This is a genomic window from Mesoterricola silvestris (genome assembly GCF_030295405.1).
Taxonomy (GTDB): Bacteria; Acidobacteriota; Holophagae; order Holophagales; family Holophagaceae; genus Mesoterricola; species Mesoterricola silvestris.
The window spans coordinates 824852-841954 of sequence record NZ_AP027080.1 but is presented as its reverse complement, the minus strand read 5'-3'; the positions used below and the strand labels follow the sequence as shown (position 1 = coordinate 841954).

The 17103-nt window shown below is 62.3% G+C and carries 18 protein-coding genes, 1 pseudogene and 1 riboswitch; of the genes and pseudogenes, 10 read left to right on the top strand and 9 right to left on the bottom strand.

Going from position 1 to position 17103, the window contains the following annotated elements; all coding sequences use genetic code 11:
* Nucleotides 1-20: 20 nt before the first annotated feature.
* Nucleotides 21-224: pseudogene (locus tag R2J76_RS21525) on the top strand (hypothetical protein); the annotation flags it as partial.
* 287 nt (nt 225-511) lie between these two features.
* On the opposite strand, the gene R2J76_RS03535 reads toward R2J76_RS21525, so the two are convergent.
* On the bottom strand, nt 512-928 hold the full coding sequence (locus R2J76_RS03535) for a GxxExxY protein (RefSeq protein ID WP_316414407.1): 417 nt from the start codon (nt 926-928) through the stop codon (nt 512-514).
* A gap of 98 nt (nt 929-1026) precedes the next feature.
* Nucleotides 1027-1784, bottom strand: a protein-coding gene (locus R2J76_RS03530; RefSeq protein ID WP_316414406.1) for an IS5 family transposase whose coding sequence is annotated in 2 segments (ribosomal slippage) — nt 1027-1448 and nt 1448-1784 — 759 coding nt in all. Because the reading frame shifts where the segments join, the coding sequence is not laid out codon by codon here.
* A 398-nt stretch (nt 1785-2182) separates the two neighbouring features.
* Between R2J76_RS03530 and tnpC the strand changes: the two genes are divergently transcribed.
* From tnpC to R2J76_RS03515, 3 genes are all read left to right on the top strand, one after another.
* Complete coding sequence (gene tnpC, locus R2J76_RS03525) at nt 2183-3379, top strand: IS66 family transposase (protein WP_316415880.1); 1197 nt, start codon at nt 2183-2185, stop codon at nt 3377-3379.
* Between the two features lie 210 nt (nt 3380-3589).
* Nucleotides 3590-3652: riboswitch (Fluoride riboswitch) on the top strand.
* Nucleotides 3653-3792: 140 nt separating this feature from the next.
* Nucleotides 3793-5061 (top strand): phosphopyruvate hydratase, encoded by a 1269-nt coding sequence (eno, locus tag R2J76_RS03520; protein ID WP_316414405.1) that lies wholly within the window; start codon nt 3793-3795, stop codon nt 5059-5061.
* 111 nt (nt 5062-5172) lie between these two features.
* Complete coding sequence (locus tag R2J76_RS03515) at nt 5173-6435, top strand: chloride channel protein (protein ID WP_316414404.1); 1263 nt, start codon at nt 5173-5175, stop codon at nt 6433-6435.
* A gap of 893 nt (nt 6436-7328) precedes the next feature.
* Here R2J76_RS03515 and R2J76_RS03510 read toward each other — a convergent pair.
* Nucleotides 7329-8330, bottom strand: coding sequence for a hypothetical protein (locus R2J76_RS03510; protein ID WP_316414403.1), 1002 nt, complete (start codon nt 8328-8330; stop codon nt 7329-7331).
* Between the two features lie 368 nt (nt 8331-8698).
* On the opposite strand from R2J76_RS03510, the gene R2J76_RS21520 reads away from it, so the two are divergent.
* From R2J76_RS21520 to R2J76_RS03490, 5 genes are all read left to right on the top strand, one after another.
* A complete protein-coding gene (locus R2J76_RS21520; protein WP_394366779.1) occupies nt 8699-9319 on the top strand; it encodes a rhodanese-like domain-containing protein in 621 nt (206 codons plus the stop codon).
* Nucleotides 9244-9588: an arsenate reductase ArsC gene (locus R2J76_RS03505; protein WP_394366778.1), complete on the top strand. Its 345-nt coding sequence runs from the start codon at nt 9244-9246 to the stop codon at nt 9586-9588. Before R2J76_RS21520 ends, R2J76_RS03505 begins: the two co-directional genes overlap by 76 nt.
* Before the next feature lie 160 nt (nt 9589-9748).
* A complete protein-coding gene (locus R2J76_RS03500) occupies nt 9749-10375 on the top strand; it encodes an FmdE family protein (RefSeq protein WP_316414401.1) in 627 nt (208 codons plus the stop codon).
* Entirely contained in the window at nt 10372-11529 is a 1158-nt protein-coding gene (gene chrA / locus R2J76_RS03495; RefSeq protein WP_316414400.1) for a chromate efflux transporter, read from the top strand. The genes R2J76_RS03500 and chrA overlap by 4 nt, the downstream gene beginning before the upstream one ends.
* A gap of 21 nt (nt 11530-11550) precedes the next feature.
* Nucleotides 11551-12516, top strand: coding sequence for a cyclic nucleotide-binding domain-containing protein (locus tag R2J76_RS03490; protein ID WP_316414399.1), 966 nt, complete (start codon nt 11551-11553; stop codon nt 12514-12516).
* Nucleotides 12517-12585: 69 nt separating this feature from the next.
* On the opposite strand, the gene R2J76_RS03485 is transcribed toward R2J76_RS03490, so the two are convergent.
* The 6 genes from R2J76_RS03485 to R2J76_RS03460 all read right to left on the bottom strand — a co-directional run bounded on the left by R2J76_RS03485 (nt 12586) and on the right by R2J76_RS03460 (nt 15896).
* Nucleotides 12586-12975 carry a putative zinc-binding protein gene (locus tag R2J76_RS03485; RefSeq protein WP_316414398.1) on the bottom strand — a complete coding sequence of 130 codons (390 nt, stop codon included), beginning with the start codon at nt 12973-12975 and terminating at the stop codon, nt 12586-12588.
* A 98-nt stretch (nt 12976-13073) separates the two neighbouring features.
* A complete protein-coding gene (locus R2J76_RS03480; RefSeq protein WP_316414397.1) occupies nt 13074-13784 on the bottom strand; it encodes a cytochrome c biogenesis CcdA family protein in 711 nt (236 codons plus the stop codon).
* Nucleotides 13781-14161 (bottom strand): TlpA family protein disulfide reductase, encoded by a 381-nt coding sequence (locus tag R2J76_RS03475; RefSeq protein WP_316414396.1) that lies wholly within the window; start codon nt 14159-14161, stop codon nt 13781-13783. The genes R2J76_RS03480 and R2J76_RS03475 overlap by 4 nt, the downstream gene beginning before the upstream one ends.
* A gap of 32 nt (nt 14162-14193) precedes the next feature.
* A complete protein-coding gene (locus R2J76_RS03470) occupies nt 14194-14436 on the bottom strand; it encodes a thioredoxin family protein (RefSeq protein ID WP_316414395.1) in 243 nt (80 codons plus the stop codon).
* Between the two features lie 10 nt (nt 14437-14446).
* Nucleotides 14447-15520 (bottom strand): permease, encoded by a 1074-nt coding sequence (locus tag R2J76_RS03465; protein WP_316414394.1) that lies wholly within the window; start codon nt 15518-15520, stop codon nt 14447-14449.
* Nucleotides 15513-15896, bottom strand: coding sequence for an ArsR/SmtB family transcription factor (locus R2J76_RS03460; protein WP_316414393.1), 384 nt, complete (start codon nt 15894-15896; stop codon nt 15513-15515). Before R2J76_RS03460 ends, R2J76_RS03465 begins: the two co-directional genes overlap by 8 nt.
* A gap of 214 nt (nt 15897-16110) precedes the next feature.
* Between R2J76_RS03460 and R2J76_RS03455 the strand changes: the two genes are divergently transcribed.
* The gene (locus tag R2J76_RS03455; protein ID WP_316414392.1) at nt 16111-17043 is read left to right on the top strand and encodes a cyclic nucleotide-binding domain-containing protein; all 933 of its coding nucleotides are present in this window, start codon (nt 16111-16113) and stop codon (nt 17041-17043) included.
* The last annotated feature ends 60 nt before the right edge of the window (nt 17044-17103 follow it).

Below are 17103 nucleotides of genomic sequence, written 5' to 3'. Positions count from 1 at the left end.
CCACATAATATGACGGCCAGGGCTACTGGCTTTGCCAGAAGCGGTTGTCCAAGGGACAGTTCCGATGGTGGCCGGCCAAAGCGGGGATGGCCTCTGCAAAGCTCCTCGCCCACGAATTACAGGTGCTGATCTGTGGGGGCGACCCCCGGGGTGCCAAGGTGCCTCCAGCCTGGCGCCCCCTCGGGCACCATCCAGAAGCGCATCTATCTAAATTATTGCCATGATTCGATTTATATTCGCTTGCACGATTTCGCAATAGCCTCAAATTTGGGTTATGGCCAACACAAGCAGCACAAGAAGGCGACACCGCCTCCCCAGCGTCCGGACCTGCGGTTCCGGGAAGTCTCAACGGAGAAACTGCGCGGCCACCTAGGGGCTGTCGGCAAACCCGAAGCACTTCCGAGTAAGGATGAAGGGCCAAGTCAAAGGCGAAGCTATCCCTTTTTATCCCATATATCTGCGTTTATCCCCGTTTCCGCAGGGCCGACGCTGGCATGGGCCGCAGCCGGTGTTATAGGAGGTCCTTGACCTCAAGTTCCATTTCCCCGGCACCCCTGCCAGGGCTCATTCCCAGCCTGCGAACCTCGATCTTCGCCTTGCCGAAATTGATGAGGAGGCAAGTCGGGAGGCCAGTGGCCCTCAGGTAATTCAGCCCCTGGGCGACATCAACATCGCTCAGGGCCTGGATGGCCTTGACCTCGACGATGACCCGGCCTTCAACAATGAGGTCGGCCTTGTAGTGCCCAACCCTTTCCCCCTCGTAGAACACTTCGACTGTTTGTTGCTGGGCGAAGGCGATTTTGGCCTTCCGGAACTCGAAGGCCAAGGCGTTCTCGTACACCTTCTCGACGAAACCGTGTCCCAGCGTGTTCGCTACGCGGTAGCTGAAGCCGATGATCTGCTGTGTAAGCGGATCCTGGATGGACATGGCATGCCTCCACTACCCCAAGGTGACGGCAACACGCTGCGAGGTTCAAACGGGGATGAATTGGATTGAAAGGAAAAAGCAGGATAAAGACAGGCTGGTCAAAGCCTGAGCCAGATAACCAGACACGCGATTGCGACCATGGCGGCGTAGTTCCGCGTGGTCTTGTCGTATCTCGTGGCCAGGCTGCGAAAGTGCTTCATCTTCGCAAACAGGTTCTCCACGGCGTGGCGCGCCCGGTAGAGGAAGGCATCATGGTCGATGGGGGCCTTCCTACAGGACCTCGAGGGGATGACCACCTCGGCCCCCATCCCTTGGATGGTGCTCCGGGTCCGGTTGTCATCGTACCCTTTGTCGGCGAGCACTGCCACAGCAGACCGTCCCACCAGGAGCGTGCAGGATTGGGTACAGTCGTGGGTTTGACCACCAGTTAGGACAAAGTCGAGGGGGTTCCCGTGGCTATCGCAGATCATGTGCACTTTGGTGGACAAGCCACCTCGGGATCGGCCGATGGCCTGGTTTTGGAGCCCCCTTTTTCAGCCCCGGAGGCCTGCTGGTGCGCTCGAATCACTGTGGAGTCGATCATCAGCCACTCTGTGTCTGCATCTTCCCGCAACACCTCCAACGCGGCCTGCCAGACCCCAACCTTGCTCCAGCGATTAAACCGACTGTAGATGCTCTTCCAAGACCCGAACTCCTCAGGAAGATCTCTCCAGGGAGCTCCAGTCCGATGCTTCCAGAGAATCGCCTCGATCCAAGGCCGGTGGGCGTTGTAGGGCCGACCTGTCTCGCCCTTCTCTGGCGGCAGCAAGGGGGCCAACTTGTCCCACATCACGTCAGTCAGAAAGCTCCTCGGCATCCAGCCACCTCCCGGTGGAACCTGGATACCGCTTTCGAATCATGAGTACAACCTAGCTATTCATAGCCTTGGGTTTGCCGACAGCCCCTAGTCAAGCTTCGCGAGATGGCGGGCGAGGGCGAGATGCACGACGACTTCCGGGTGCTCGTCGAAACCATGGTCGTTTTGCGGGATGAGGCAGGCCGGAAGGACGTCAGTCTCGATCGCCTGAAGTATCTGTTTTTCGGCCCCAAAACCGAGTCGTTCGCGGCAGTGTGCAAGGAGGCCATGCACAACCAGGCTGGCCGTCCCAAGAAGAAGCGGGAGAAGCCGAAAGGCCATGGCCGCAATGGAGCTGGCGACTATCCCAAGGCCAGGCGCATCCCGAGGACCCTGGAGGGAACCGCGAGCGGTGAGCCCTGCCCCCACTGCCCCAACGGCAAGTTCTATCCCCTGAAGGAGCCCTCGCCCCTGCTTGCATCACGGGGGCGGCCCCGATCCAAGCGACCATCTATGAACTGGAGCGCCGCCGCTGCAACCTCTGCGGTCAAGTGTTCACCGCCCAGGCGCCGGCGGGCATGGGCGAGGAGAATTACGACCTCAGCGTGGCCGTTCTGCTGGGCCTGCTGCGCTACGGCACCGGCCTGCCCATGAACCGCCTGGAGCGGCTCCAACTTGCGTTCGGCATCCCTATGCCGGTCTCCACCCAATGGGAACTCCTGCTCAAGGCGGCGGGCCTATTGACCCCAGCCCATGCGGAACTCACCCGGCAGGCCGCCCAAGGCGAGGTGCTCTACAACGACGACACCATCATGCGGATCCTGGAAAAGGCCCCCCTGGAACGTAAGGCGACCTACACAACCTCGATCCTGTCCCGGTCCGTGGACCACCGGATTGCCTTGTTCATAACCGGCCACCACCACGCCGGGGAGAACCTGCAAGCCGTCCTGAAGCACCGCGCCGAGGGCCTCTCCGCTCCCATCCAGATGTGTGATGGGCTGGCCGCGAACACGGTAGGAGAGGCGGGGGACCTCAACACCATCCTGGCCCACTGCCTGGCCCACGCACACCGCCGGTTCGTCGAGGTCGAAGGCAAGTTCCCGGTGGAGGTCGAGCACCTGCTGGGCCAACTCAAGGTGGTCTACCGGAACGATGCCCGGGCCAAGCGGGAGGGGATGGACCCCCAGGTCCGGCTGGCCTTTCACCAGCAGGGGAGTGGCCCGGTCATGGCGGGCCTGGAAACCTGGCTGCGAGACCAGATCGAGGGTGCCAAGGTGGAGCCAAACTCCGGGCTGGGACAGGCCATCGCATACATGCGCAAGCACTGGAAGGAACTCACTCTGTTCCTGCATGAGCCCGGGGCCCCGCTGGACAACAACCTGTGCGAGGCCAGTCTGAAGCGGGCCATCATGCACCGGAAGAACTCCCTGTTCTACCGGTCGGCCACGGGAGCCCGGGTCGGGGACACGTTCATGAGCCTGATCCACTCGACGGAACTGAACGGCGTGGAGCCGTTCGAATACCTGCTCGAGCTGCTGAAGCACGCCAAAGAGGTCGATCGGGAGCCGGCCAGGTGGATGCCCTGGAACTATCCGGCGGCAGCGGCTTCGGGCTGAAGGGGAACCGAATTTGGTCCGAGTTGGTTGAGCCGTGGGCGCTCAAGTGCGCCTTAACTCGGATTTCAGCGAACGATACTCAGGTCAGGCCCCCGTAATGGAAACACCCGAACCCCGGTTGTTTCAGCATGGCTTCATCAGGCGATTCCGTATTTTCACCCAAAAAGACCTGCACAATTCCACCTGACATTACCACCAGGGCGGCGGTATCCTTTCCGCGGTGATGGTGTCCACCCTGTAACCGCCCCATTGGCTGATGGCGCCTAGTTGGATTGAACGGGGGCGGTATGTGTGGGCGTCGCGGCAAGTGGGGTGGGAGCGCTGGGCGAAGCCCTCGGCTTCCCCTCCCTATCGCCCTCCCCCTGCTCTTAGATCTTGTGGCCTATTCTTCGTCCACCTGAAAGGAGTGAACCATGAAGGTCGATCGCCTTGCTGCTTTGGAGATCCTGGACTCCCGGGGTTTTCCCACCGTTGAAGTCGTGATGGAGGCTGGAGGGAAGGTGGCCCGGGCATCAGTTCCCTCGGGGAAATCGACCGGCAAATTTGAAGCGCTGGAGCGTAGGGACGGGGACAAGAGTCGGTTCCAGGGCAAAGGCGTCCTTGGGGCGACCCATTCTGTCGAAGATGAAATCGCCGGGGCCCTTGTCGGCAAGGATCTTCCTCCCCAGGCCGTGCTCGACAAGTTACTGATCGACCTCGACGGCACCCCCAATAAGAGCCGTCTCGGAGCCAACGCCATCCTGGGCGTCTCCATGGCGTGCGCCCGGCTGTGGGCAGCCGTGGAGGGTCAACCCCTGTACCGAAGCCTTGGCGGGGAGGAAGCGAACCTGCTGCCCGTGCCCTGCTTCAACGTGTTGAACGGTGGAGCACATGCCGACAACCCACTGGACTGGCAGGAATTCATGATCGTTCCGGCCGGGCTGCCCTCCTTCGCCGAGGCACTCCGGGCAGGGGCCGAAACTTACCACAAGCTGGCCGCGATTCTAAAGGAGGGCGACCTCTCGATCTCCGTAGGCGACGAAGGCGGCTTCGCGCCGGATATTACCTACCCGGAGGAGGCGCTGGACCTCCTGGTGGAAGCCATCCAGGGAGCGGGCTACAAGCCCGGGAAGGACATTTTCATTGCCCTTGACCCTGCGGCCAGCGGTTTCTACAAAAAGGGCAACTATACCTTTGCCGAAGAGAGCATGGATGCCCGTGGGATGACCTCCTTGTACAAGTCCTGGCTCGGCAAGTACCCCATCATCTCCATCGAAGACGGACTGGCTGAGGACGATTGGGACGGGTGGGTTCACCTAACCCGCGAGACCGGCGCTCAGGTCCAGTTGGTCGGAGATGACATTTTCGTTTCGGACCAGGCCCGGGTTCGGCAGGCCATGACTGCGGATATGGCCAACGCCGTCCTTCTGAAGCCAAACCAGATCGGCTCTCTCTCAGAAATCATCGCCACTGCCCGGGTGGCCCAGCATGGGGGGTTCCGGTGCATGATGAGCCACCGCTCGGGAGAAACCCAGGACGATTTCATCGCCGACCTCGCCGTGGCCTTGGGCGTCGGCCAGATCAAGTCCGGTGCGCCCGCTCGAGGCGAGCGGGTGGCAAAATACAACCAGTTGCTTCGGATTGAGCGTGAGCTTGGGGCAAAGGCCCGCTTTGCGGGACCGGCGGCCTTCCGGGGGAAATGAACATCAAGACCCTTATCGCGAGGACGTGTGCCTGAATTCGAGGCAGTCGATCCCAACGGACTCGAAGCCCAAATTGGGCGCGCAGGCATGCTGCGCCCAACGCAGGCTTGGATGCGCAAGATCGTGAAGATGCGCCATTGGATTATGCTTGCCGTCCCCATCGGACTTGTCGCTGGCGTCGGCGTCTCGACCCTGGAGATCGTGTGCAACCAGGTCTTCTGGGGCCACATCTACCGCCTGGGGCCTGCGCTACGGCTGGCAGCGCCAATTCTCGGGCTTTTTGCGAGCGGGTGGATCCTCAACCGCCTCCACCTTCGCACGGTAGGCATGCTCAACGACGTGGTGATCCAGTACCACACCCCCCCCATGGAGTTGAACCCCAGGGTCGACCTCATGGAGGCCACCGCCTGCGTGGCCACCGTGGGCTTTGGCGCCTCCCTCGGCCTGGGCGGGCCCAGCCAATGGCTGGGGGCCCGGGCGGCCCTCTACCTCCACAGGTTCATCGGGCGGTTCCGGCCCATGCAGGGCATCACCCGGCGCCAGATCCTCCTGGTGGGCGCCGCGGCGGGCGTTGCCGCCTATTTCCGAGCCCCCCTGGCGGGAACCATCCTGGCGATGGAAACCCCCTTCCGGCGCGACCTGGACGGCACGGCCCTCCTTCCCGCCTCCGTGGCCTCCCTCCTTTCCCACTGGGTCCACGGCCGCCTCGTGGACAGCAACCCTTTGCTGCCCTTCCCCGACCTCGGCCCGACCTCCTGGAGGCCCATCGCAGAGGCAGTGCTCATCGGCCTTGCGGCGGGGCTTCTCTCCAGGCGGTTCCAGCGTGGCGTCATCTGGATTCGGAAATGGACCGGCGCGTGGTCCTGGCGGGCCCGAGGTCTTGCGGGCGGGCTCTGCACCTCCTTTACCGCCTGGATCGCCTGGCGGTTTTTCGGTGACACCTGGACCTTGCAGGGTGGCCTCCCTGTGGCCCTCCAGGTGTTTCAGGCCAACTTCATTCCCTTGGCTATCCTGGCCCTTCTAGCCCTCAAGGTCCTGGCCGTCTGGGCCACCCTTGGCACCACCGGCGTCGCCGGATTGCTGGTGGTGACCCTATCCGTCGGGACCCTCCTGGGGGGAGCCATCCATCCGCTGACGCCCCACATGACCCTCGGCCTAGCCTGCGCGGTCGCCGTGTGCGCCTATCTGGCGGCCAACTACAACGCGCCGTTGACGGGTCTCGCCTTGGCGGTGGAGTGGGGTGGCCGGGCGCTGCTCCTGTCCGCGTGGCCCGCCGTGCTCCTGGCCACCTGGATCGGGGCGGGTCTGGCGAACACGCCCGCCAAGATCCGCCACCGGCACATCCGGGACCATCACGGGAAGGTTTCTCACTAAGGCTTCACCGAGCCACGGCCACCATGAGTCCTTCGACGGCTGGACCGCTAAAGGGCAGAATCGAGCACATCAGGTTAGACCGCCACGCACTCTTGCCGGAAACACACGTTTGACGGGGATCCAGCGTCCCTTCAACGATCTGATGTTGGTGCTGGTGCCTCGGCCTCAGGGTCCCTGTATCGAGGGGGCCCGACCGGGTGTGGGCCTGCAAGACCTTGTGGGAGTAGATGTATGGATGGCGATGGTGGTCATCCAATTGGACCCGCCCCAGGTTTGTTTTCAATTATAAAATTTTGATTAATTTATGTTTGAAACAGAATAAATATTAATAAATTAATATATTGATTTGAATTTTCAAAATCTTCCAGATTGCGGTTGGCGATGTCCAATTATGGCTTGGCCGCATGATCAACACCGCCCCCACCTGCGCTTAGGGCGCAATGCCGACCCTTGAGGTAGTCGATGCGTTCCTCCATCAGCCCTCCCCCACACTTCCCCACGAGGCGAACCCGGTCACCGACAGCCTCGATTCGAAGGATCCCCACGGGGTCAGAAGGGTCTGCCAAGGCCGTCCACCGACTGGCGCGCCATCACCCACGGCAATGCGATTCGGCAACTTGATCGCCCCGTCAGTTCTTGGCGCCTCTTGGCCCAAAAGATAGCGGTGGGAACATCCCAATCTGATCTGCAACCAGGCCAGCGCCCCCAAGACATTTGATTCCCAGCGAGGCAAACTTTGGCTGAAAGTCCGGTGTGCCAACCAGCCGAATCCTTCGCCCTCGTGCTTCCATTATTCCTATATGCCGTATGGGGAATAGAGGGGGGTGACGACACAGGTTTCCCCGCAACTCAAGGTACTAAGGTTGGCGGGCCCAAAGGTACCAAGGAAGGTACTACTCCGGTGGGTGAATATCTGGATTATCTGGGGCGTGAATATCTGATTCAAATATTGTATTAATAGGATTTAATAATCTATGTCTATTTGAAAAAATTTGCTTGAATATCATTTTTTTCAAATCTTTTGAATTGGTATTCGGAGAACTGCCGTCAAGCGGGAAACATCCATCCTGACGGTAATGGGTACGCATTTGGACTTCGTATACGCTGATATCATTGCTGTTTGATGAAAAGTTTTGGGAAAATTCGGAAATATCCCAACCAGGTGTTAAGTCCGATTTTGACTCAGTGCCCCCACTGAGATGCAACCCGGGATAGACAACCGGGAGGATTTCCCCGTCATATCGGCAAGTATAAGTTCTCGTAAAGGATTCGCGACCTTGACCTGGGCCGGATGGCCTAAATGTATGGCGGGTCACTGACTCTGAAGCGGGGCGGACATTCCCAGGGACCTTCGCCATACCAACCGGAACACATTTCCGAACAGCGTTCTGGAATATTGAATCAATGGCTGTAAGACAGGAACACCAACCACGCCATGTGACACAAGGTGGGATGACATACTTCAAGGCATTTCGGCTCGCATGAGGCCAGAAGAGGTGTAGGCAGCGATAGTGCCCCTCCTCCGACGAGCCCGGGCCCAAGGGAAGGTGCCAGCAACAGACAGCGGACGGCACAGCAATCAAAGGCCACTGGGGGCCATAACCATCAATGAATGAAACATTTTTGTTTCGATGAATAATATGAAGAAATAATTTAATCTGGGCCAGCCTTGTTAATTGAATCTTCAAAATATCATCAACCTGACGACTGGCCCCCTCCAAATCATCCTCGAATACGAATACGTGCGTTTCAGAATTGTCCGCCAGAATCCCAAATGGGTGCTTCCGCTTGGAACCGGTCAAATGCTTAGAATCGGACGGAAAGAGAATGTAAACCCGTTTAGGTTTGAAAGCCCCATTTCGTGGCCAGACCATCCCCATGGCCTTCAGCAGCATTAACTGCTTTCGCTGGTTCAGGTTCAGCGATCGCAGTTGGAGTGGCGGGGTCTTCAGAAACGCTTGGACAGCGACGCTTTGCTTAAAGGCCTTGCTGATCGTGGAAATAAACGCCGTTTTTCGCGCCCGAGCCCATAAACGAAGGATCTCCACCGTGACGAGATTGCTGCTGTGCAGGAGTCTCCGCAATACTGATTGCTCACCAGGCCGGGCCGGACTGAAGGAAGGAAGGCCATCCTGGGTCCGAATTATTGGTTTTCTCACCTTCGCCCCCAAGAGACGATGCCCGCAAGCACCGTTCGCCTCCGAAGGAAGGAGGGAATATCCGACCGGTGGCTTTACAAAACAGATCCATTTGCGATTCAAACATGATAGCCCACGGGCAGCACAAGTGTTCCCGCGCATTACCAGGGTGGCCATCGCCCTTCACGTCAGAGCAGAAGGGCAAGGTCATACAGGGGCTCTGGTTCCTCTCCCCCCAGGAGGCCCTGGACGCCCTCAGGGGCGGTGGGCTCTTGGTGGACCTGCGCAGTGATGAACTGGTCCAGATGCAAGCCTTTGGCGTGCCCGAAAGTCTGCACCTTCCCCATCCCATTGCTGCCGAGCAGGGAAGCGACTTTCCGATGGATCGGCTTCTGGTTCTGGCGGATTCTTCCGGCGTCTATACCAAGGCGGCGGCTGCCGTCTTGATGGCCCATAGGTACCACCAACTCGCGCTACTGAACGGCGGCATGCTGGCCTGGGACCAAGCCGGCCTCCCCGTGGCCACGGACGCGGGCTCCCTGCTGCACGGGGAATGCGCCTGTGTCATGCGACCCAGAAAAGACCGATCCTCCACATCCCGATCAACGGAGCCCCAATGGCCCCGACCAGCATCCTGTTCCTTTGCGTGGCCAACAGTGCCCGCTCCCAGATGGCCGAGGGCCTCGCCCGGCAACTCTTCCCCGGATGGCGCATCCAGAGTGCGGGAAGCCGGCCAAGCCAGGTGAATCCCTACGCCATCGAGGTTTTAGCGGAGCAGGGGATCGATGCCACATCCCGTACCTCCAAATCCGTGCAGGACATCGATCCAGCCTCGGTGGACCTGGTCATCACGCTCTGCGCCGAGGAGGTCTGCCCCTTGTTCCTGGGCAAAATTGAGAAGCTGCATTGGCCCATTCCCGATCCGGCCAGCGATGATCCTGCCCTGACCCCGGAGGACCTTCGGACCCGGTTCCGGATCGGCCGGGAGGGGCTCGCCGCCGCCTGGAGGCGTTGAAGGCTGAACGGTCCTGACCTTCGCTGGCGCGCTCAACGGCGACCGAGGGCAGCATGCTAGCGAAAACGCCGGTTGTTGACCTGGGTCAACCCGGAGAGTCCTTGGATGACGGATCTTCATCTAGACAGGTGGCTGAACGCCCCCTGAGAAGGAGATTCCCATGATCGACCCCAAGGACTTCCTCAGCGCTGGCCAACTGCTCCACGGCCACAAATGCCCTGCCATGCCCCTGGGCCTGCGGGCCGGGGCGGCGGCCCTGGAGGCGCTCGGCGTCGACCGGGCCAGGGACGGCCAGCTCGAAGTCATCCTGGAACTGGGCGACGCCCATTGTGCCCACTGCTTCGCAGACGGGGTCCAGATGATTACCGGGTGCACCTTCGGCAAGGGCAATATCCGGAAGCTCGGATTCGGCAAGTTCGGAATGACCTTGGTCGACCGTGCCACCGGCCGCCGGGTTCGCGTCGTGCCCCGGGCCGAGGCCCAGGCCGCGAGCCGGCAGACGCCCTTCTTCCAGGAGTACCGCATGAAGGGCATCCCCGCGTCCCAGGTGCCGGCCGAGATGGTCGAGCCTCTCATCCAAAACGTCATGAACGCCCCCGTTGGGAACATCCTCAAGATCGGCACCGTGGAGCAGGGACCGGTCGTTCCCAGGCCCGCGGAACAGTTCAACGCCTTCGTGTGCGAGCGCTGCGGTGACCTCGTGATCGAATCCTACGGCCGGACCCATGACGGGCAGAAGGTCTGTATGCCCTGCGCCGCGCCGGCCTCCAAGGTCGCGGCCATTTGAACCCGCCACGGAAGCCCCTTCTCCGACTCCAGCCCCTGGCCCTGCTGTTTGTGAAGCTGGGCGCCATCGGGTTCGGCGGGGGTATGGCGGTCCTCGCCTTGATGGAAGAGGAACTGGTGCGAAGGCGCAAGCTGATGGATCCGGAAGAACTGCTCCACGGCTTGGCCCTTGGCCAGATCCTGGGTTCATTCGCCACCAATGCGGCCTACTTCGTTGGCCACCGGTTCTTCGGCTTCCTGGGCGGAATGACCTGTGCCGTCGCCTTCATGGCCCCCTCCGTGGCCCTCGTGATCGGCCTTTCCTGGCTCTATTTCACCTTCCACGCCCTGCCCGCCTTGAATGCAACCTTGAAGGGCCTTGGCCCCGTCGTCATCGCGCTCATTCTCGGAGCGGCCTGGTCCATGGGGCGCAAGGCCTTGCGCTCCTGGCAGGCCGGCTTGCTGGCGGCGGTGGCCCTGGCGCTGGCCCTGCTCCGGGTCAACGCCCCGGTCATCATGGGGCTCGGGGCCGTGGTGGGCCTGGTAACTGGCAAGGCGGCCCTTTCCCGGACACCATCCAGGGCATTGGCCTCCCGGCCGGTTCCCGCCCTTCTGGCCCTGGGTGGGGCCCCGCTGGCGGCCGCCCCCGTGGCGGCCTCCCTTCTGGTCACGGCCTGGACCTTTATCAAGATGGGGTTCATCTTCTTCGGCGGCGGTTTCGTCCTGGTTCCCGTGCTGCACCAGAAACTGGTGGTGGCCCTGGGCTGGCTCACGCCGAGGGAATTCATCGATGGTGTCGCCATCAGCAACCTGACGCCAGGCCCCATCGCCGTGCTGGCCACCTTCGCGGGGTACCGCCTTCAGGGGGTTCCGGGGGCACTGGTCGCCACCGCGGCCCTGTTCCTGCCGGCCCTGGCCCTGATGGCGCTGCTGACCCACTTCTACAGTCGCATGAGGGACCTGCGCCACGCCCAGAACCTCCTGGCTGGCCTCGTGCCGGTCATGGTGGGCCTCATCCTGGCCGCTGCCCTCCTGCTCGCCCCGGGCGCCCTCCACGGCCTTCCAGGGTTTGGTCTGTTCGGGCTGGCCCTGGTTTTGCTGGTTCGCTTCCGGTGGCACCCGGCCTTCGTCCTGGGCCTGGGCGCGCTGCTGGGAATGGCGGGTTGGGTTCATTGACGTGAGCCACGGGAAGCTACAGTGGGCGAACAGATGTGCGGTATCCTCCAAGTGATGACCCTCCTGCCACCCTCCCCCATCCAAACCCGGATGCTTCTCCATCTGCGCAAGGCGGAGGAGGAGGGCCGACGTCCCAGCTACCGGGAACTGGCTAGCGCCTTCGGTTGGTCGTCGGTGGCCACGGTCCGCAGTCACGTGCAGGCCCTGCAGGCAAAGGGCCTGGTGAAGCTGGAACCCAGGCAGGCCCGCTCTCTGCGGCTGACCGAAATGGGAAGGACTGCGGCAAGTGCCCCAAGCGGAAAGGGACGCACGGCGCCATCCGACCCCTCCCTGTCCTTGTCCAAAGCTGTTCTTGAGTTGATGGACCTGTTGGCGCCCTGGATGCAAGCCAGGACCTACGCCAAAGGATCCATGTTGTGGCGCGAGGGGGATTTGGCCGACCGTTTGGTGATCCTGGATGCGGGACACCTCAAGGCCTTTCGCCAGCTTGCCGATGGGAGAACCGCGACCTTGCTCCGCTTCAGTCCGGGGGAAGTGCTAGGGTTCGCGCCATTTTTCGATGAGGGCGGCTACCCGGCCACGGTGGAGGCCCTGGACGCGGTCAGGATCCGCTACGTCCTCCGCCAGGACCTGGTCCGCGCCATGCAGGAGCCCAGGATAGCCATGGCCCTGCTGGGCTTTCTTGCCAAGCGACTGCGCAAAGCCTTCGACACCATCGAGCAGGTCTCCCTGCACCGCGCCCTGCCCAGGGTGGCGGCAGCTCTGCGGGACCTGATCCGGGAGGAGGCGTACACCCTGGTCACCCTGCCCCAGCCCTCCAAGGCCTTTGCGGAAGCCCTCGGGCTGGCCCCGGCCACCCTGTCTCGCACCCTGGCCCAACTCGTCGACCGGGGCCTCATCCATCGGCTGGGTCCGAGACGGTATCAGGTGCTCTTGGCCGATGACCTGAAGCGTCTGGCCAAAGGGGAGGACGCCGGCGGCCATTGACCCCGATCATCGCAAGGTGGACCCCAGGAATGGACCGCTCCTCCACAGGATCGAACCGGATCGCGGGTTTCAGCGGCTTGTTTCACCCTCCGGAGCGGCCAGATGCCGCACCGCAACCTCTTGCACCACCCTGGCGAGCACGGCCTCGTCGATCAGCGTGGTGCCCTTTTCCACGCCGAAGTCCGTCAGTACGACCGGCATACATGGCAGTTCGTAGCGCTGGAAGGTTTTCCGCCCACAGGCGGTGGGGCACCCGTCGACGACCAGATTCATTTCCGCCGTTGCGGCGGCGCGCAGGAAACTGTCCAATTCCGCGCCGACCCCGGCCAGGCAGGTCATTCTGGCCACCCCCTGCAGCGAGAGCCTGCGGGCCACTTGGTCGGCGAGGTAGCCGGTGTTGGCCGCACCGCTGCACGCGTAGACGAGCCGTTTCTTGCCGGAAGAACACCCACAGGTCATGGGTTCACCTCATCAGGAAAGGGGCCGGGCCGGGCGCGCGGAACCCTTCCGCACGGGCACGGTCGTCATTAAAACGGGCCGAGACGCCGGAGGCCGAGTCAGGCCCCCGCCCGGGCCTGCCAGGCAAGCCATAAAACCCACACGGCGCACCCCGAAAGGAGAACCCCCATGGCCCTCGGGAACCAGCGCCCCACAGCCCTAGAGAACCTGCTCTCGACGTACTTGCTGGCCCAGCCTGAGGAGGCGCCGGCCAGGAACAGGAGGAGCCCATGGCCCAGGGCGTACCCGAATAGCAGAACCCCGCCCCAGAAGACCTTCTTCTGGAGTGCCACGAGGGTCAGGACCGCCGCCAGGGCGGGTGTGGCACAGGGAGCCGACAAGGTTCCGGTGAGCCCCCCCAGGGCGAAGGCGCCGAACAGGCCGGCCCCCTGAAACCGCCGCAAGTGGCCCAGGGTCGGCGTAGGCAGGGAATAGATGCCCAGCAGGTGCAGACCTATCGCAAGGAGAATGAGGCCAAGGGCAGCCTTCCACCCCCAACCGACGTCGCCCAGGAGGGACCCCGTCAGCGCCGCGATCAGTCCAAGCAGGGTGAAGGCTGCTGCCAGTCCCAGCACAAATACGCCTGATAGCACCATAGGATGGTGCCGCCCCTCCCTCGTGCCACCTGTGAACCCCACCACCAGCGGGGCCGCAACCAGGACGCAAGGGTTGGCCGAGGTCAGGAGACCGCCCAAAAAGACTAGGCCAAGTTGTTGATAGGCCGGCGCCTGCGCGACGGTGTCCGCCAGGCGCTCGACGAGTCCATTCATTTCAGGCCGACCTGGACCAGCGCCGCCTGGAACTCGGCCTTCTCCCAATAACCGATGTGCCTGCCCACCTCCCGGCCCGAAGGATCGAAGATCACCTGTGTGGGCATGGCCATGATCTTGAGCTCCCGGGCTTCCTTGAGATGCTCCGTGACGTAGAAGTTCCGGACCTGGGCGCGCTTGCCATACTGCTGTTGCAGTTCGGCCAGGATGGGCTGCATCTTCCTGCAGGGAATACAGGTGGGGCCTCCGAATTCGACGACGGTCCAGGTTCCGGCTTTCAGGAGCTGGGTGAGACCGGCGGGGTCCAACGCGGGAACGTCCGCGGATAGAACCACCGAGGCGGCAAGCATCATGGCGCTAAGGCGCGAAAGGGACATGGGACCTCCAATGGTCTACAGGAAACGGGTTTTCAGATCTTGATGAGACCAAGAATTTCGGCGGAATTGGCCACCTTGCCCTGGAACTTGAGTTGGCCGTCGATAGCCAGGGCGGGGGTGCTGAGGGTGCTGAGGATGCCGCGGGCGGCCATGACCGCAAAGTCGGAGATCTTCACCACCGCGTGCTCACCGCCGGCCTGTTCCACGGCGGCCTTGGTGTTCTTGAGCAGCGTTTCGCACTTGGCGCAACCGGGCCCGAAGACTTCGATGAGCATGGGAACTCCTTTAGAGAATGGCGTTGAACAGATAACCGACCAGGAGAATGCCGACGGCCACCACCCCCACGAACGCCCCGATGAGGCGGGGGCGCATGACCCGGCGCAGGATGACTGTCTCGGGCAGGGACAAGCCGATGACGGCCATCATGAAGGCCAGGGTCGACCCAAGGGCCGCACCTTTGCCCAGCAGGGCTTCCACGATGGGCATCACGCCCGCCGCGTTGGAATAGAGCGGTACGCCGATCGCAACGGCCAGCGGCACGCTGTACCAGGACTTCTTGCCCAGTAGGCTGGCCATGAAGGCCTCGGGCACATAACCGTGGATAAAGGCCCCCACCAAGATGCCCACCAGAATGTAGAGCCAGACCTTGCCGACGATGTCCTTCACGCCCTGGATGGCCTGATCGATGCGCCCGGAAAGCGTGGGCCGCTCTTCCTCGGCCTCGCCCAGGGCCGGGGCCTTGAGAGCGTCCTGCACCCAGCCTTCCAGGTGGAGTTCCATGTTCATACGTCCCAGCACGAGGCCGGAAAAGAAGGCTATGGCCACGCCGGTTCCGGCGTAGAGCAGGGCGATCTTCCAGCCGAACATGGCGAACAGCATGCCCAGGGCCACTTCGTTGACCATGGGGGCAGCCACCAGGAAGCTGAAGGTCACGCCCAGGGGAACGCCCGCCTTAAGAAAGCCTATGAACAGAGGCACCGCCGAGCAGGAGCAGAAAGGAGTGATGATGCCGAACAGCGAGGCCATGGCATTGCCGAGGCCGGGGTTCCGTTTGGACAGCGCGTCCCGCACCCTCCCCGGACTGATGAAGGTCTGCAGGAAAGTCACAATGAATACGATCAGGGTGAGCAGCAGCAGGACCTTGGGCGTGTCGTAGAAGAAGAAGGCCACCGCCTCGCCCAGGTGGGACTTGGGAGCAAGGCCGAACAGCCTGAAGGCGATCATCTCCGACAGGCGCTGGATGCACAAATAGAGCAGCAGCCATACCGGCAGGGCCAGAAGCAGCCAGCCCCCTTTGCCAAGGAACGTGGGCCCGCCGGCAGCAGGCTTGGGGCTGGAACAGGCGCAGGCTTCAGGCATGGGCGACCTCTTCAAGCTTGCCCATCTGCTTCCGGCAGATGTCCTGGACCGCGAGCCCCTTCACTTTCATGACTCGGGCGCGGTCCCTGGCCGTTTCAGGCAGGGAGCCGGCCTCAAGCAGCAGGCTAGCTAAAAGCGGGGAGGATGGTTCCGGGATCGAGACGTAAACCCACCGCCCTTCCTTGCGCTCCGTCACGAACCCGGCCCGGCGCAGTTCACGAAGGGCCTCAGACACCGAGGATGCTGGGACGGAGAGTGCCTCCGCAACCTGGCACACGCATACCTCACCAGCCCCCAGCAAGGCCAGCACCCGCAGGCGCAAAGGGTTTGATACTGCCTTCAACTGGTCCACCAATGAACGGAGATTGTCTGCCATGCCGCACGTCCTTTTCCATCAGAACCCCAGGCCTCAAGTTCCCATCAACATCAGTATAGGCATTTCGTAAATTACCGAAATATCCAAATCAGGCACCCACCGAATCTCGCCGTTGCCGCCTCTCCTGTTTGATAACCGCCCGGCGGTATCAGGAAGAGCCCAATCCTCGGAGGGATTGGCCCTTTAGGCCCACATCTGTGTGGTAATTTGGCTCATGACGCTGCCACGCCCATTGACCGCCATCCAAAGGGACGTTTTGGACCACCTGGCCGCCTGTGACCTTCGCGGGACACATCCAACGTACCGCGAACTGGCGGCACACTTTGGCTGGAAGGCGGTAGCCACTGCGAGGGACCACCTGCGAGCGCTTTCCGGGAAAGGATTCGTGTCTCTCTCCGGCGGCCCTTCCCGCAACCTGCGCCTCACGGCGCAGGCCAGGGCGATGCTCCGACCCGAGCCCCTGGCCAGCGAAGACCCCAAAGCAAACCCCGTCGATGCCCTGGCCCAGGACCTGGTCGGCCTTTTGGCACCCTACCTCAAGAAGAAGCGGTTCAAGGCCGGGACCTACCTCTGGCATGGTGGGGACCCCGCTCGGCGCTGCATCGTCATCGACCGCGGACGGATCATGGCTTCCCGGCAACTTCCCTCGGGGCGTAGCGTGCCCACCTGCCTGCGGGGCCCCGGCGAGATCGTGGGCTTCCCACCGCTATTTGATGGCTCAGGCTACCCCACGACCGTCAAGGCCCTGGAGGATCTGGAGGTACGGGTCCTGGAACGTAGCGACCTCCTGCGAGCGGTCCAGGATGGCCCGGTGGCTCTTCTCATGTTCAAGCTCTTCGCGAATCGACTGCGGGAAGTGTTCAAGGTCGTCGACCAGTTGAGCCAGCGCAGCGCCATCCCCCGGGTGGCTGCCGCCCTCCTGGCCCTGGTCCAGGACCGACCCGCCAAGGATGGTTTCACGTTCGTCACCCTGCCACTGGCTGCGGGCACCCTCGCCAAGGCCCTGGGCATCGCTCCGGAGACCCTGTCCAGGGCCATCGGCCAGATGATCGCCGAGGGTGTCCTGCACCGGCTCAGCGTTCGGAAATACCAGGTACTCGACCTGGATCGCCTCCGTACCCAGGCCCAGGAAGACGAACCAGCCTGAAAACGGACCTTAGTTGATCCTGATCAAAGAATCCCCAAGCCCGAACCACCATTCTTGACT